Genomic DNA, 14,556 nt, shown 5'->3' with positions numbered 1-14,556 from the left:
CACCTCATGACACATATTGTGCTTTCTCAAGTTGTAGCCAGCATTTCCGAACTCAAGAAAAATCCGATGGGCACTGTTGCTGCCGGTGGAGGATTATCCGTAGCAATCCTCAACCGCAATGAGCCGGCATTTTATTGCGTCCCCGCTCGAGAATATGAAGCCATGATGGATCGGCTTGAAGATCTGGAGCTGGTTGCTCTTTGCCGCGAGCGTGAAAATGATCCAACGATAAAGGTTTCTCTTGATGACCTATGAGTTGGAATTTTCTGATAAAGCCTGGAAGGAATGGCAAAAACTGGGTGTAACACTCAAAGAGCAGTTCAAGAAAAAGCTCGAGGAGCGACTGGTGAATCTGCATGTCCAGGCAGACCGTCTGCATGGGCTGGGCAACGCCTATAAAATCAAGTTACGTAGCGCCGGCTATCGATTGGTTTACCGAGTGGTAGATGATTTGCTAGTTGTTACAGTGTTTGCGGTTGGTAAGCGCGAGTGCGGCCAGGTTTATGACGAGGCAGCCAAGCGGTAGGCGCCCGGCTTTCCTCGCCGCAACCTTTGGAGTCCCCGCGCCCGAGAGACCAGGCACAAGGTTCGCAGTTGTTCGCGCAACCAGTGCAAGTCACGACGAGGCGAGCGACGCGGCCGTCTGGGTTTGGTTCGGCCGATGTGTTCGGCAAAGTTCTGGGTTAGCGAGGCCTGATCACCGACGCCCTTGAGCTTGCGGCGTAACTTCCCATCCTTATAAAACAGCACCGTGGGTGTCCCGGTAACGTCCGGGTGTCGGGGCGATTCGCTGGTACTCAATGTGTAGATCACCGCCCGGTCCTTGAATGTCTCGGCAACGCTGCAAAACAGCGGCTCGGCCCAGCTACAGGCGTAGCAGTGGGGATGGCCGAAATAGAAGACCACCGGGCGCCAGGTCTTGAGAGCCGTGCGGTAGTCCTTCGATGAGGCGATGTGGGTGATGAACGAACTCATGGCGGGCTTCCCTTCATCGACAGAGTGAGTGTTTGCAACCATAAGCAACACGGCCGGGCATCGCTACTGTCAGAGTTGACAGTTGAACGGCTCCCTTTTGGTGCGCAAAAGCATCGCTTGCTCCCTGTATGGGGCCTTGCTACCCGGAGGCTGTAGCCAACAGTAGCAGTGCCTGCGCAGATACCTTTGCCCGTATCGGTACGTCTGGGCTTGCCATCCCTATGATTTCATTAGCTTTCCATTTTCCTTGTCCATACAGCGCAAGCCTGTGGCACACTTTCTGCTGTCTATTCCGTTGTTACATACTAAATTCCGGTATAGCGGAATAAACTGACTCAGGAGTGCTTGCCATGCATCGCCGACCTTCCTTGTTCAAAGCGTGTGTTTTTATCTTCGCGGCCACGACGGCTGCCATGGGTGTCGCTCAGGCGGCGGACAGCAAGCTTGATAGCGTGCTGCAACGCGGGAAATTGATCGTGGGCACGGGCAGTACCAATGCGCCGTGGCACTTCCAGGGAGCGGATGGCAAGTTGCAGGGGTTTGATATCGACATCGCGCGGATGGTCGCCAAGGGGCTATTCAATGACCCGGAGAAAGTCGAGTTTGTGGTGCAGTCGTCCGATGCTCGGATTCCGAACCTTCTGACCGACAAGGTCGACATTAGCTGCCAGTTCATCACCGTCACCGCCAGCCGTGCCCAGCAGGTTGCGTTCACCTTGCCGTATTACCGTGAAGGCGTGGGCCTGCTGCTGCCGGCCAACAGCAAGTACAAGGAAATCGAAGACCTCAAGGCCGCCGGCGATGACGTCACCGTGGCTGTGCTGCAGAACGTCTACGCCGAGGAGTTGGTGCACCAGGCGCTGCCCAAGGCCAAGGTCGACCAGTACGACAGCGTCGATCTGATGTACCAGGCGGTGAACTCCGGCCGTGCCGATGCGGCCGCCACCGACCAATCATCGGTCAAATACCTGATGGTGCAGAACGCCGGTCGCTACCGCAGCCCGGCCTACGCCTGGAGCCCGCAAACCTATGCCTGCGCAGTCAAGCGCGGCGACCAGGATTGGCTGAACTTCGTCAACACCACCTTGCATGAAGCCATGACCGGCGTGGAATTCCCCACCTATGCGGCATCGTTCAAGCAATGGTTCGGTGTCGAATTGCCGTCGCCGGCCATCGGTTTCCCCGTCGAATTCAAATGATCCCGTGAGCCCGGGGCGCCCCTTCAAGGCGCCCCGTTGAAGGTACTGCCGACCATGAATTATCAGTTGAACTTTGCCGCCGTCTGGCGCGATTTCGACACCTTGCTGGCGGGGCTCGGCCTGGGGCTTTCCCTGGCGCTGGTGTCGATCGCCATCGGTTGCGTGATCGGCCTGCTGATGGCGTTCGCGCTGCTGAGCAAGCACCGCGCGTTGCGGCTGCTGGCCTCGGTGTATGTCACGGTGATCCGCAATACGCCGATCCTGGTGCTGATCCTGCTGATCTACTTCGCTTTGCCGAGCCTGGGTATTCGCCTGGACAAAATTCCCTCGTTCGTCATCACGCTCTCGCTGTACGCCGGGGCCTATCTGACCGAAGTGTTCCGCGGCGGACTGCTGAGCATTCACAAGGGCCAGCGTGAAGCGGGGCTGGCCATCGGTTTGGGCGAGTGGCAAGTCAAGGCCTACGTCACCGTGCCGGTGATGCTGCGCAACGTGTTGCCGGCGTTGTCGAACAACTTCATTTCGCTGTTCAAGGACACCTCACTGGCGGCGGCGATTGCCGTGCCGGAGCTGACCTATTACGCCCGCAAGATCAACGTAGAGAGCTACCGGGTGATCGAAACCTGGCTGGTGACCACGGCCCTGTATGTCGCGGCCTGTTACCTCATTGCCATGCTGCTGCGCTATTTCGAGCAGCGTCTGGCGATCCGCCGTTAGGAGTGTTCCATGTACGAATCCCCCAGTTGGTTACATGAGTTGTGGGTTGCCCGGGAGACGCTGTGGGCCGGGTTCCTGACCAGCGTGCAGTGCTCGTTGCTGGCGATTTTGTTAGGCACGTTGATCGGCCTGTTCGCCGGACTGGTACTGACTTACGGTCGCTTCTGGATGCGCGCGCCGTTTCGTTTCTACGTCGACGTGATTCGCGGCACACCCGTGTTTGTGTTGGTGCTGGCCTGTTTCTACATGGCTCCGGCCCTGGGCTGGCAGATCGGCGCATTCGAGGCCGGTGCCCTGGGCCTGACGCTGTTTTGCGGCTCCCATGTGGCCGAGATTGTGCGCGGCGCCTTGCAGGCCTTGCCCCGTGGACAGATGGAAGCGAGCCAGGCCATCGGCCTGACGTTCTTCCAGGCGTTGGGTTATGTGCTGCTGCCCCAGGCGCTGCGGCAGATCTTGCCGACCTGGGTCAATTCCTCCACCGAAATCGTCAAGGCTTCGACCCTGTTGTCGGTGATCGGCGTTGCCGAACTGCTGCTCAGCACTCAGCAGATCATCGCCCGGACTTTCATGACCCTGGAGTTTTACCTGTTCGCCGGTTTTCTCTTTTTCATCATCAACTACGCCATCGAATTGCTCGGGCGGCACATTGAAAAGCGGGTGGCCTTGCCATGACTGATGTTTCGAATCTCTCCAATACGGGGCTCTCCAACACGGAGCACTCCAACACCCAACCGCTGCTGGACATTCGCGGTCTGCGCAAACAATACGGCCCGGTGGAAGTGCTCAAGGGCGTGGACCTGAGCATGCAGCGCGGCAATGTCGTCACCCTGATCGGCTCCAGCGGCTCGGGCAAAACCACGCTGCTGCGTTGCGTGAACATGCTTGAAGAGTTCCAGGGCGGACAGATTGTGCTCGACGGCGAGGCCATCGGTTACGACGAGGTGGACGGCAAGCGCGTGCGCCACCCGGAGAAAGTCATCGCCCGGCACCGGGCCATGACCGGCATGGCCTTCCAGCAATTCAACCTGTTCCCTCATCTGACGGCGTTGCAGAACGTTACCCTGGGCCTGCTCAAGGTGAAAAAGCTGGCCAAGGACGAAGCCGTGGCCCTGGCCGAGAAATGGCTGGAGCGGGTCGGCTTGCTGGAACGGCGCGATCATTATCCCGGTCAGTTGTCCGGCGGCCAGCAGCAGCGTGTGGCGATCGCCCGGGCGATTGCCATGAACCCCAGCCTGATGCTGTTCGACGAAGTGACCTCGGCCCTGGACCCGGAATTGGTGGGCGAGGTGCTGAACGTGATCAAGGGCCTGGCCGAAGACGGCATGACCATGCTGCTGGTGACCCACGAAATGCGTTTCGCCTTCGAGGTGTCCGACAAGATCGTGTTCATGAACCAGGGCCGCATCGAAGAGCAAGGCCCACCGAAGGAACTGTTCGAGCGGCCGCAGTCACCGCGACTGGCTGAGTTTCTCAAGAACACCCGTTTTTAATCCTATTGAACCTTTGATTGATACAAGCAAGGAGAAACACCCATGAGCATTACGCGCTACGGCACCGGCAGCACCGCAGGCGGCGGCCAGCCACGGCCCTTCGCCCGGGCCGTGGAGGCCGACGGCTGGCTGCACGTGTCCGGTCAGGTGCCGGCGGTGAACGGCGAGATTATTGTCGGCGGGATCGTCGAGCAGACCCACCAGACCATGAAGAACCTGATCGCGATTCTTGAAGAGGCCGGATATGGCCTTGAAGATGTGGTGCGCTGCGGCGTATGGCTGGAAGATCCGCGGGATTTCTGGAGTTTCAACAAAGTATTTGGTGAATACTTCAGCCCCGAACACGCGCCGGCCAGGGCTTGTGTGCAAGCGAACATGATGGTGGATTGCAAGGTTGAGATTGATTGTATCGCCTACAAGAAAAAGGCCTGAACCGTTGTAGGAGCTGCCGAAGGCTGCGATCTTTTGATCTTGATCTGTCGGGCTTTCACTCAAGGCTCAACTGACTGGGGAAAGATCGCAGCCTCGTTACACTCGACAGCTCCTACGACCAATGAACGGGAACGCAATAAATGACCGAAGACACCATCAAGCGCCGGGCCCGAGGGTTGGACCGGGCGTTCGATATCCTCGATTTCCTCAAGGAAATCGGCCAGCCGTTGCGCCCCAATGACATCGCCAGCGGCATCGGCAGCCCCAAATCCACGGTCTACGAACTGGTGGCGTCGTTGCTGGAACGACGCATCCTGGAGCCGGTGGGCAAGGACGGCCACGTCTACCTGGGCCGTCAGCTGTACTTTCTCGGGCAGGCGCACCTGCGGCATTTCGACCTGAGCCGCGAGGCCGATCACGCCTTGCAGGAAATCGTCAGCCAAACCCGGGAAACCGCCCAGATGTGCCTGCTCAACGGGCGCAAATACACGGTGGCGCTGATGAAGGAGGGGGAGCGGCACTTTCGCATTTCCTCGGACATTGGCGAGAACGCGCCGATTCCCTGGACCGCATCCGGACGCCTGCTGCTGGCGCATCTGAGTGACCAGCAAATCGTCGACCTGATCGACCCCGACGACTTCATCCTGCCGGACGGCGAGCGCCTGCCCCTGGAGCTGTTTCTCGCGCAGATCCGCCAGGCCGGCCTCGATGGATTTTTCTCCTTCGACAGTGTGGCCGACACCTTCACCCACTGCTTCGCCGCACCGGTCAAAGACGCCAATGGCGTGGCCATCGCGACCCTGTGCATTGTCGCCCCACGGGCCGACGCCAAGAACAACTACGCCGACTACCGCCGGGTGCTGATCGATAGCGCCAACAACCTGGCCCGTCGCATCAATGAATAGACAGCCGCGGCTGTGTGAGGAGTGTGAAATGTCTTCTGCCATTCATAACGCTACCGTGGAGAAGGGGGCAGCCCAAGCGGGCGATCACCTGCTGCGGGACATCAGCCTGCCGGCGCTGGTTTTGCATCGCCAAGCGTTGGAGCACAACATTGGCTGGATGCAAAAGTTCGTCACGGACAGTGGCGCCGAACTGGCGCCCCACGGCAAGACCAGCATGACCCCGGCGCTGTTTCGTCGCCAGCTCGAGGCCGGCGCCTGGGGGCTGACCCTGGCCACCGCGGTGCAGACCCGTGCCGCTTACGCCCATGGCGTGCGCCGGGTGCTGATGGCCAACCAACTGGTGGGCACGCCAAACATGGCGCTGATCGCTGATTTGCTGACAGATCCTGCGTTCGAATTCCATTGCATGGTCGACCATCCCGACAACGTTGCCGAACTGGGTGCATTCTTTGCCTCGCGCGGTGCGAAGCTGAACGTGATGATCGAGTACGGTGTGGTGGGTGGCCGCTGTGGCTGCCGGACCGAAGCCGAGGTGCTGGCCCTGGCCAAGGCGATCGGGGCGCAACCGGCGCTGGCGCTGACCGGTATCGAAGGCTATGAAGGCGTGATCCATGGTGACCACGCCATCAGTGGCATCCGCGCGTTTGCCGCCTCCCTGGTGGGGCTGGCGGTGCAGTTGCAGGACAACGGTGCGTTTGCCATCGACAAGCCGATCATCACCGCCTCAGGTTCAGCCTGGTACGACCTGATCGCTGAGTCTTTCGAGGCCCGGAACGCCCACGGACGTTTCCTCAGCGTGCTGCGCCCCGGCAGTTACGTAGCCCATGATCATGGCATCTACAAAGAGGCCCAGTGCTGCGTGCTGGAGCGGCGTAGCGACCTGCACGAAGGCCTGCGGCCGGCCCTGGAAGTCTGGGCCCACGTGCAATCACTGCCTGAACCCGGCTTCGCGGTGATCGCCCTGGGTAAACGCGACGTGGCCTACGACGCCGGGCTGCCGGTGCCGCTCAAGCGTTACCAGCCCGGTTCCGACTCCATAGCGGGGCAGGACCTGGCCGGCTGCAAGGTGACGGCGGTGATGGACCAGCATGCGTTCATGACGGTGGCGACCGGGGTGGAATTGCGGGTAGGCGACATCATCTCGTTCGGTACGTCGCATCCGTGCCTGACTTTCGACAAATGGCGGGTGGCGTGCCTGGTGGATGAGCAGTTGCGGGTGGTCGAGAGCATGGAGACTTGTTTCTAGCCTTGAAACCGAGTCGCGGCTATCGCGAGCAGGCTCGCTCCCACAGTGGGGGCGGTTGTGAACAGAGGATTTATGTTCACCGATATCCCCTGTGGGAGCGAGCCTGCTCGCGATAGCGGCCTTGCAGACACTATCGAAATATCAGGATCGCCCATGAGCTACCCCAACCCAAAACCCCGCATCGCCCTGATCGGCGAGTGCATGATCGAACTGCAGCAACGCGCCGATGGCAGCCTGCAACAAAGCTTCGGCGGCGACACCCTGAACACCGCTGTGTACCTGTCCCGCGCCCTCGGCGACAAGGGCGCGGTGGATTACGTGACCGCCTTGGGCGACGACAGTTTCAGCGAAGCCATGTGCCAGAGCTGGGCCGCTGAAAATATCGGCCTGGATAGGGTTCAGCGCCTGCCCGGTCGCTTGCCGGGTTTGTATTGCATCCAGACCGACGCGGCGGGTGAGCGGCGGTTTTTGTACTGGCGCAACGAGGCGGCGGTGCGTGATTGCTTCACCACCCCGGCCGCCGCACCGATCCTGGCGGCGCTGCCGGATTACGACGTGCTGTATTTCAGCGGCATCACCCTGGCCGTGCTCGGCGAGCAAGGTCGCGGCAAACTCATCGAAACCCTGATCCAGGCCCGCCAGCGCGGGGCTGAGGTGGTGTTCGACAATAACTACCGGCCAAGGCTCTGGGCCTCAGTCGATGCGGCCCGTGCGGCCTATCGCAGTGTCTTGCCTTACGTAGAGGTGGCGCTGCTGACGGTGGACGACGAGCAGGCGCTGTTTGGTTATGCCAGCAGCGATGAAGTATTCGCCGCGTACGCGCAGTTGGGCACGTCGGAAGTGGTGCTCAAGCGCGGTGCCGAGCCCTGTCTGATCTGTTGTGATGGTGAGTCTTTCGAGATTCCTGCCCAGCGCGTGGAGCGGGTAGTGGACACGACCGCGGCGGGGGATTCATTCAGTGCCGCGTACCTGGCAAGCCGCCTGCTCGGTGGCAGCCCGGTGGAGGCCGCCGAGGCTGGACACCTTCTGGCAAGCCGGGTCATCCAGGTGCCGGGGGCGTTGATCCCCAGGGACTGACTGGGGGATCGATGTGCCTGTGGGAGCAAAGCTTGCTCGCGATCCAGGCGACGCAGTTCTTCAGACCTTCCGCGTTATCGTTCATCGCGAGCAAGCTTTGCTCCCACAGACAGGCTTCGCTGACAACGTGACCGATCAATCCCGGTAGAACACCTGCACCAGGTGATACCCGAACTTGCTCTTGATCGGCCCATGCACCACCCGCAGGGGCTTTTTGAAGATCACCGCATCGATCGCACCGACCATCTGCCCGGGCCGCACTTCACCCAGATCACCGCCGCGTTTGCCCGAGGGACAGGTGGAGTATTTCTTGGCCAGTACATCGAAGGCTTCGCCCTTGGCGATGCGTTGCTTGAGCTGTTCGGCTTCTTCGGCGGTTTTCACCAGGATATGGCGGGCTTGGGCTTTCATTGCAGCAGTGACCTGAACGGTGCGACGGGGCGGCGATTATGCCTTAAGTCAGGCGCCATGGTTGATCATCGTCCGAATCTTGTTCGCCAGCAGATCAAGGGTGAAGGGCTTGGCAACCATGTCCATGCCCTGCTCAAGAAAGCCCTGGCGCTCGGTGGCTTTTTGCGCATAGCCGGTCATGAACAGCACCTTCAGATCGGGCCGATGCTGGCGGGCGATCTCCGCCAGTTGCCGGCCATTCATGCCTGGCAGGCCGACATCGGTCACCAGCAAGTCGATGCGCTGGCTGGACTCCAGTAGCCCAAGGGCAGCCTTGGCGTCCTGGGCTTGAAGGGTGGTGTAGCCCAGGGCGTCGAGCAGATCGAGCACCAGCATGCGCACGGCCGGCTCGTCTTCGACCAGCAACACGGTTTCTCCGGCGATCGCAGCCGGCGCATTCTGCGCGACCGGCGCCGCAGTCTGCTGGACAGACGCGACGTACAGCCGCGGCAGGTACAACTGCACCCGCGTACCCTGGTCCGGCACACTGTCCAGGCTCAGCAGCCCACCCGACTGCTGGGCAAACCCGTAGATCATCGACAAGCCCAGGCCGGTGCCCTGGCCGATGGGTTTGGTGGTGAAAAACGGATCAAAGGCCTTGGCCAGCACGGAAGGGCTCATGCCGCTGCCGTTGTCGCTGACGGCAATCATCACGTAGTCCCCGGGCGTGACCGGTTCCAGGGCGTTGAGGTCATTGCCGTCGAGGTAGACGTTGGCGGTTTCGATGGTCAACTCGCCACCCTCCGGCATGGCGTCCCGAGCATTGATCACCAGATTGAGCAGGGCGTTTTCCAACTGGCTGGCATCGGTGCTGACCGGCCACAGTTCAGCGGCCAACTGCAAGCGCAGCACGATGTGATCACCGGTGGTTCGGCTCAGCAGGTCTTCAAGTGAATGCACCAGGTCATTGGGGTCCAGCGGTTTGCGGTCCAGCGACTGGCGTCGGGAAAACGCCAGCAGGCGGTGTGTCAGGGCCGCCGCACGGTTGGCCGAGGACACGGCCGCTTCGGTGAAACGACCGATCTCGGCGGTGCGTCCGCTGGCGATGTAGCGTTGCATCAGGTCGAGGCTGCCGAGGATGCCGGTGAGCATGTTGTTGAAGTCATGGGCGATGCCGCCGGTGAGCTGGCCCACGGCCTCCATCTTCTGAGCGTGGCGCAGCGCCTCCTCGGCACGTTCGCGTTCGACCATCTCGTTTTGCAGGCGGTGGTTGGCTTCGGCCAGTTGCTGGGTGCGGGCGATGACGCGCTCTTCGAGCGTTTCGTTTAGGTTGCGCAGGGCCTCTTCGGTTTTCTTGCGCTCGGTCTCGTCGATCACAAAGATGTAGAAACCGTTCACCGCGCCGTCGGCCCCATGGCGCGGCAGGTAGTTGATCAAGGCATGGCGGGAGCGGCCGTCGCGATGATCCGACTGCGCGGTGAAGCTGCACGGCTTGCCTGCCAAGGCGTCGGCGACCTGCTCGGCGCGGGCGGCGTAGGCTGAATCGCCGAGCACTTCGCGAATGGTCTTGCCGTAAAGCTCCTGGGGTGTCAGGCCATACCAGTCCAGATAGGCGCTGTTGTTGAGGCGAAAACGCTCTTCCCGATCCACGTAGCTGATGAGGATCGGCATGGCATTGATGATCAGTTGCAGTTCGGTCTGGCTCTGGCGCAGGGCCTGCTCGGTGCGCTTGCGTTCGGTCAGGTCCAGGGCTGCGCCGAGAAAGCGTTTGGGCCGGCCGTGGCGATCCTTGTAGCAACGACCGCGCACGAACACCCAGCGCAGTTCGCCGTCGGACTGCAGCAGACGGTACTCCTCGGCGTATTCGGTGCCGTGGGTGATGCAATGCTTGATGCTGCGGGTGACCATGGCCCGGTCTTCCGGATGCACGCCTTCAAGGTAGGCGCTGATGGGCAACTGACGCGACAGGCTCGGATCGACGCCATGCAGCACCGCGAAGTGCTCGTCGGCAACAAAGCGGTCTTCGCTGATGTCCCAATCCCAGGTGCCTAGCGTATCGGCAGCCGCCAGGGCCAGTTGCAGGCGTTCTTCACTTTCCTGCTGGGCCTTGAGGCTGGCCTCTGAGCGTCGCTCGAATTCCAGGGCCAGGCGTCGCCGTTCACCGGTCTCGATGGCCGTAACCAGAATACCGGCCACGGCGCCATCTTCATCGCGCACGGGGCTGTAGGTCAGGTCCAGCCAGACATCGCAAAGGCGCCCGGCGAAGGGCACCCGCCAATGCTGATCGCGACAGGTGTGCGTGCGGCCTTGCAACACGTTGTGATAAATCGGCTCGCTCACGTCTTTGAGTTCGGGCCATGCTGAATGGGTCGGCTGGCCGAACGCCTGGGGGTGTTTGTCGCCGGTCAACCGGGTAAAGGCGTCGTTGTAGAAATGGATCAGCTGTGGCCCCCACAGCAGGGACATCGGCATCGGCGAGTGGAGCACGATGTCCAGGGCGGTACGCAGGCTCTGGGGCCAGGTCTGGGCAGTGCCCAGCGGGCTGTCGGTCCAGTCGCGTCGGGCGAACAGGCTCTGTATGTCACTGCCGGCGGGTGTGGCGTTCATCACGCAAGCCCTGCAAATCGTGTCGCAGCCACGGTGTCTACTATCCTCTGAAGAAGGTAAGCGCGGGTTGGTCTGAAAGGTTTGCTCATCGGGTCAGCTTGTTTCATTGAAGTCTCGCGGAAGTCAATCAGGCCATGGAAATCGATCCCTTGTTACGCATCCTGGCGAGCCAGGATGGCTCCGACCTCTACCTGTCCACCGGCGCGCCGCCCTGCGCGCGTTTCGAGGGGCTGCTCAAACCCTTGAGCAACCAGCCGTTCAAGGTTGGCGAGATCGCCGGGCTCGCCGAGTCTTTGATGGACGCCGAACAGCGGCTTGAGTTCGATCGGGAATTGGAAATGAACCTGGCCATCTCCCTGGCCGGGGTCGGGCGGTTCCGCGTCAATATCTTCAAGCAACGCAATGACGTGTCCATGGTGATCCGCAACGTCAAGCTCGACATCCCGCGGTTCGAGGACCTGAAACTGCCGAATGTGTTGCTGGACATCATCATGCAGAAACAGGGGCTGATGCTGTTCGTCGGGGCGACAGGGTCGGGCAAGTCGACCTCCCTGGCGGCGCTGATCGATTACCGTAATCGCAACAGCAGCGGCCATATCATCACCATCGAAGACCCGGTGGAGTATATCCATCGGCACAAGAAATCGATCATCAATCAACGCGAAGTCGGTGTCGACACCCGCAGCTTTCATGCGGCCTTGAAGAACACCCTGCGCCAGGCGCCGGACGTGGTGCTGATCGGCGAAATTCGTGATCGCGAAACCATGGAACATGCCCTGGCCTTCGCCGACACCGGGCACCTGGTGATTTCCACCCTGCATGCTCACAATGCCAATCAGGCGTTGGACCGGGTGATCAATTTCTTCCCGGAAGAACGCCGGCCGCAACTGCTCAATGATCTGGGCAACAACCTCAAGGCGTTCGTGTCGCAACGCCTGGTGCGCACTCGCAACGGCCAGCGCCGGGCCGCGGTGGAGGTCATGCTGGGCTCGCCCACGGTGGCCGACCTGATCCGCCGCAATGAGTTCGGCGAGCTCAAGGGCATCATGGAAAAGTCAGAAGAACTCGGGATGCAAACCTTCGATCATGCCCTGTACAACCTGGTGGTGGAGGGGGCTATCGATGAGGCGGAAGCACTGAAAAACGCCGACTCGGCGAACAACCTGCGGTTGCGGCTGAAGTTGCATGCCGAATCGGGCGCGACGGTGCCCCCAGCCGATCCGGCGGCGGGTGAGTGGGGGTTGATGGATTGAGTCTCTGGGTGAGAACAACACTTGTAGGAGCAAGGCCTGTAGGACAAAGACCTGTAGGAACAAGACCTGTGGGAGCAAAGCTTGCTCGCGATGAACGGTAATGCGGTAGGCCTGAAAAGCCGCGTCGCCTGTATCGCGAGCAAGCTTTGCTCCCACAAGTGTTTTTGCTCCCCACAGGTTTGAGGTTCGCTCAAGTCAGTTGCTAAGCTCCGCCCGATCACGAAACTGCTCCAGCGCCTCGGGATTGGCCAGGGCATCGGTGTTTTTCACCACCTCGCCATGCACCACGTTGCGCACCGCCAGTTCCACCACCTTGCCGCTGATGGTCCGCGGGATGTCGCTGACTGCCAGGATCTTCGCCGGCACATGACGCGGCGTGGTATTGGCGCGGATCACCTGGCGGATCTGTTGTTCCAGGGCTTCATCCAGGGTCACGCCGTCGCGCAGGCGCACAAACAGCACCACGCGCACATCACCCTGCCATTGCTGGCCGATGGCAACGCTGTCCAGCACCTGCTCGACCTTTTCCACCTGTCGATAGATTTCCGCCGTGCCGATGCGCACACCACCGGGATTGAGCACCGCATCCGAGCGCCCGTGGATCAAGAAACCGCCGTGCGGCAGCTCCTCGGCATAGTCACCCTGGGCCCACACACCGGGGAACTGGCTGAAGTAGGAGGCCCTTAGCTTTTCCTGCTGCGGATCATTCCACAGGCCAATGGGCATGGCCGGGAAGTGTCGGGTGCAGACCAGTTCACCTTTTTCACCCATGACCGCTTGGCCTGCCTCGTTCCAGACCTGCACCGCCATGCCCAGGCTCTTGCCCTGCATCTCGCCACGGCGAACGGCGGACAACGGATTGCCGTTGACGAAGCACGACACAATGTCGGTGCCACCGGACATCGAGGCCAGGCACACCTGGGGCTTGAAGTCGCGATACACGTAGTCGTAGCTATGGGGCGCCAGGGCCGAGCCGGTGGACAGGATGGTTTTCAGGCTGCCCAGGTCATGGGTCTGTCGCGGTTTAAAACCCTGGCTTTCCAGGGCCGCCAGGTATTTGGGGCTGGTGCCGAATACGCTGATGCGCTGCTGGTCGATCAGGTCCAGCAGGCGCTCGGGGCCAGGGTGAAAGGGTGAGCCATCGTAGAGCACCACCGCACTGCCCACGGCGAGGGCCGACACCAGCCAGTTCCACATCATCCAGCCACACGTGGTGTAGTAGAACAGACGATCTTCGGGGCCAAGGTCAACATGCAGGCCATGTTCCTTGAGGTGTTGCAGCAGCACACCGCCGGTGCTGTGGACGATGCACTTCGGCACGCCAGTAGTGCCACTGGAATAAAGGATGTACAGCGGATGATCGAACGGCACGCCAACGAACGCCGGTTCGCCGCCACAGTGGTAGAAGTCGCTCCACAACGCGACGCTGGCCGCTGTCTGAAAGTCTTCGACGCAGGCGTTGGGGCACGCATAGGGCAAGATGATCAGTTGCTGCAGCGAAGGCAGGCGCTCTAGGATTTCGTTGACCTTGGCTCGCTGGTCGATGACCTTGCCGGCGTAGCGGTAACCGGCGCAGGTGATCAGCACCTTGGGCTCGATCTGGCCAAACCGGTCGATGACCCCCTGGGTGCCGAAGTCAGGCGAGGAGCACGACCAGATCGCCCCCAGGCTGGTGGTGGCGAGCATGCCGACCAGGGTCTGCCAGGTGTTGGGCATGCACGCGGCTACCCGGTCGCCCTTGCTTACACCCGCCGCTTGCAGGCTTTTTTGCAGGCCGGCGACGTGGGCGGCAAGTTCGGCCCAGGTCAGTTGTTCCTGCCCGCCACTTTCGTCGAGGGCGATCACGGCCACGGCGTCATCGCGCCGGCGCAGCAGGTGTTCGGCAAAATTCAGTGTCGCCCCGGGAAACCACCGGGCGCTGGGTATTTGCTCACCTTCGACCAGCACAGCGCTGGGCGCCTGGTGAAAACCGATCTCGAAGAAGTCGACGATGGCCTGCCAGAAGGCTTCACGCCGGTCGATGCTCCAGGTATGCAGGGTGGGGTAGTCGCTCAGGCGCAGTTGATGCCGCGCGTTGACGAACCGGCGAAAGGCGTCCATGCGTGACTGGGCGATGCGATCGGCGGTGGGCTGCCAGAGGATGTCGGACATGGGGTGCCTCTTATTTTTTATGTACACACAAACTATAGAGCGACCCAATCTTGTGACGAGGAGATTTATCCCCGACTTGTGGGAGCAAGGCTTGCCCGCGATGAACGAAAACGC

General features: G+C 61.1%; 15 protein-coding genes. 11 read left to right on the top strand and 4 right to left on the bottom strand.

What is annotated here, in order from left to right:
- Positions 1-6: 6 nt before the first annotated feature.
- Entirely contained in the window at positions 7-255 is a 249-nt protein-coding gene (locus tag MA884_RS12050; RefSeq protein WP_107322657.1) for a type II toxin-antitoxin system Phd/YefM family antitoxin, read from the top strand.
- Positions 245-526 (top strand): type II toxin-antitoxin system RelE/ParE family toxin, encoded by a 282-nt coding sequence (locus tag MA884_RS12045; protein WP_256230747.1) that lies wholly within the window; start codon positions 245-247, stop codon positions 524-526. The genes MA884_RS12050 and MA884_RS12045 overlap by 11 nt, the downstream gene beginning before the upstream one ends.
- On the opposite strand, the gene MA884_RS12040 is transcribed toward MA884_RS12045, so the two are convergent.
- A complete protein-coding gene (locus MA884_RS12040) occupies positions 502-975 on the bottom strand; it encodes a thioredoxin family protein (protein ID WP_256230746.1) in 474 nt (157 codons plus the stop codon). The two genes, MA884_RS12045 and MA884_RS12040, sit on opposite strands and share 25 nt — an antisense overlap.
- A gap of 350 nt (positions 976-1,325) precedes the next feature.
- On the opposite strand from MA884_RS12040, the gene MA884_RS12035 reads away from it, so the two are divergent.
- The 8 genes from MA884_RS12035 to MA884_RS12000 all read left to right on the top strand — a co-directional run bounded on the left by MA884_RS12035 (position 1,326) and on the right by MA884_RS12000 (position 8,041).
- Positions 1,326-2,174, top strand: a complete 849-nt coding sequence (locus MA884_RS12035) for a transporter substrate-binding domain-containing protein (protein ID WP_256230744.1) — start codon at positions 1,326-1,328, stop codon at positions 2,172-2,174.
- A gap of 54 nt (positions 2,175-2,228) precedes the next feature.
- Positions 2,229-2,891 (top strand): amino acid ABC transporter permease, encoded by a 663-nt coding sequence (locus MA884_RS12030; protein ID WP_256230743.1) that lies wholly within the window; start codon positions 2,229-2,231, stop codon positions 2,889-2,891.
- Between the two features lie 9 nt (positions 2,892-2,900).
- A complete protein-coding gene (locus tag MA884_RS12025) occupies positions 2,901-3,563 on the top strand; it encodes an amino acid ABC transporter permease (RefSeq protein WP_256230741.1) in 663 nt (220 codons plus the stop codon).
- A complete protein-coding gene (locus tag MA884_RS12020; protein WP_305518845.1) occupies positions 3,560-4,381 on the top strand; it encodes an amino acid ABC transporter ATP-binding protein in 822 nt (273 codons plus the stop codon). Before MA884_RS12025 ends, MA884_RS12020 begins: the two co-directional genes overlap by 4 nt.
- A gap of 42 nt (positions 4,382-4,423) precedes the next feature.
- Positions 4,424-4,813, top strand: coding sequence for a RidA family protein (locus tag MA884_RS12015; RefSeq protein ID WP_047227837.1), 390 nt, complete (start codon positions 4,424-4,426; stop codon positions 4,811-4,813).
- Between the two features lie 140 nt (positions 4,814-4,953).
- Complete coding sequence (locus tag MA884_RS12010) at positions 4,954-5,718, top strand: IclR family transcriptional regulator (protein ID WP_256230740.1); 765 nt, start codon at positions 4,954-4,956, stop codon at positions 5,716-5,718.
- A 28-nt stretch (positions 5,719-5,746) separates the two neighbouring features.
- Positions 5,747-6,964: an amino acid deaminase gene (locus MA884_RS12005; RefSeq protein WP_256230738.1), complete on the top strand. Its 1,218-nt coding sequence runs from the start codon at positions 5,747-5,749 to the stop codon at positions 6,962-6,964.
- A gap of 153 nt (positions 6,965-7,117) precedes the next feature.
- Positions 7,118-8,041: a sugar kinase gene (locus tag MA884_RS12000; RefSeq protein WP_256230737.1), complete on the top strand. Its 924-nt coding sequence runs from the start codon at positions 7,118-7,120 to the stop codon at positions 8,039-8,041.
- 135 nt (positions 8,042-8,176) lie between these two features.
- Here MA884_RS12000 and MA884_RS11995 read toward each other — a convergent pair whose 3' ends face one another.
- Positions 8,177-8,452: a peptidylprolyl isomerase gene (locus MA884_RS11995; protein ID WP_019690952.1), complete on the bottom strand. Its 276-nt coding sequence runs from the start codon at positions 8,450-8,452 to the stop codon at positions 8,177-8,179.
- 48 nt (positions 8,453-8,500) lie between these two features.
- A complete protein-coding gene (locus MA884_RS11990; RefSeq protein WP_256230735.1) occupies positions 8,501-11,038 on the bottom strand; it encodes a PAS domain-containing protein in 2,538 nt (845 codons plus the stop codon).
- 134 nt (positions 11,039-11,172) lie between these two features.
- Here MA884_RS11990 and MA884_RS11985 point away from each other — a divergent pair, with 134 nt between their 5' ends.
- Positions 11,173-12,291: a PilT/PilU family type 4a pilus ATPase gene (locus tag MA884_RS11985; protein WP_256230733.1), complete on the top strand. Its 1,119-nt coding sequence runs from the start codon at positions 11,173-11,175 to the stop codon at positions 12,289-12,291.
- A gap of 195 nt (positions 12,292-12,486) precedes the next feature.
- Here the strand turns inward: MA884_RS11985 and MA884_RS11980 are convergent, their stop codons facing one another.
- Positions 12,487-14,442 (bottom strand): acetoacetate--CoA ligase, encoded by a 1,956-nt coding sequence (locus MA884_RS11980; protein WP_256230732.1) that lies wholly within the window; start codon positions 14,440-14,442, stop codon positions 12,487-12,489.
- Positions 14,443-14,556: the final 114 nt, after the last annotated feature.

Source organism: Pseudomonas sp. Q11 (genome assembly GCF_024494355.1).
Taxonomy (GTDB): Bacteria; Pseudomonadota; Gammaproteobacteria; order Pseudomonadales; family Pseudomonadaceae; genus Aquipseudomonas; species Aquipseudomonas hefeiensis.
Note: the sequence above shows the minus strand (reverse complement) of the source record. Positions and strands in the feature narration are given on the sequence as shown.

What these genes read in the sequence shown, in the direction of transcription:
- MA884_RS12030 (WP_256230743.1), top strand. Translation starts at nt 2,229, where the DNA reads ATGAATTATCAGTTGAACTTTGCCGCCGTCTGGCGCGATTTCGACACC.
- MA884_RS12000 (WP_256230737.1), top strand. Translation starts at nt 7,118, where the DNA reads ATGAGCTACCCCAACCCAAAACCCCGCATCGCCCTGATCGGCGAGTGC.
- MA884_RS12020 (WP_305518845.1), top strand. Translation starts at nt 3,560, where the DNA reads ATGACTGATGTTTCGAATCTCTCCAATACGGGGCTCTCCAACACGGAG.
- MA884_RS12025 (WP_256230741.1), top strand. Translation starts at nt 2,901, where the DNA reads ATGTACGAATCCCCCAGTTGGTTACATGAGTTGTGGGTTGCCCGGGAG.
- MA884_RS12045 (WP_256230747.1), top strand. Translation starts at nt 245, where the DNA reads ATGACCTATGAGTTGGAATTTTCTGATAAAGCCTGGAAGGAATGGCAA.
- MA884_RS11980 (WP_256230732.1), bottom strand. Translation starts at nt 14,442, where the DNA reads ATGTCCGACATCCTCTGGCAGCCCACCGCCGATCGCATCGCCCAGTCA.
- MA884_RS11990 (WP_256230735.1), bottom strand. Translation starts at nt 11,038, where the DNA reads ATGAACGCCACACCCGCCGGCAGTGACATACAGAGCCTGTTCGCCCGA.
- MA884_RS12005 (WP_256230738.1), top strand. Translation starts at nt 5,747, where the DNA reads ATGTCTTCTGCCATTCATAACGCTACCGTGGAGAAGGGGGCAGCCCAA.
- MA884_RS11995 (WP_019690952.1), bottom strand. Translation starts at nt 8,452, where the DNA reads ATGAAAGCCCAAGCCCGCCATATCCTGGTGAAAACCGCCGAAGAAGCC.
- MA884_RS12040 (WP_256230746.1), bottom strand. Translation starts at nt 975, where the DNA reads ATGAGTTCGTTCATCACCCACATCGCCTCATCGAAGGACTACCGCACG.
- MA884_RS11985 (WP_256230733.1), top strand. Translation starts at nt 11,173, where the DNA reads ATGGAAATCGATCCCTTGTTACGCATCCTGGCGAGCCAGGATGGCTCC.
- MA884_RS12010 (WP_256230740.1), top strand. Translation starts at nt 4,954, where the DNA reads ATGACCGAAGACACCATCAAGCGCCGGGCCCGAGGGTTGGACCGGGCG.
- MA884_RS12050 (WP_107322657.1), top strand. Translation starts at nt 7, where the DNA reads ATGACACATATTGTGCTTTCTCAAGTTGTAGCCAGCATTTCCGAACTC.
- MA884_RS12015 (WP_047227837.1), top strand. Translation starts at nt 4,424, where the DNA reads ATGAGCATTACGCGCTACGGCACCGGCAGCACCGCAGGCGGCGGCCAG.
- MA884_RS12035 (WP_256230744.1), top strand. Translation starts at nt 1,326, where the DNA reads ATGCATCGCCGACCTTCCTTGTTCAAAGCGTGTGTTTTTATCTTCGCG.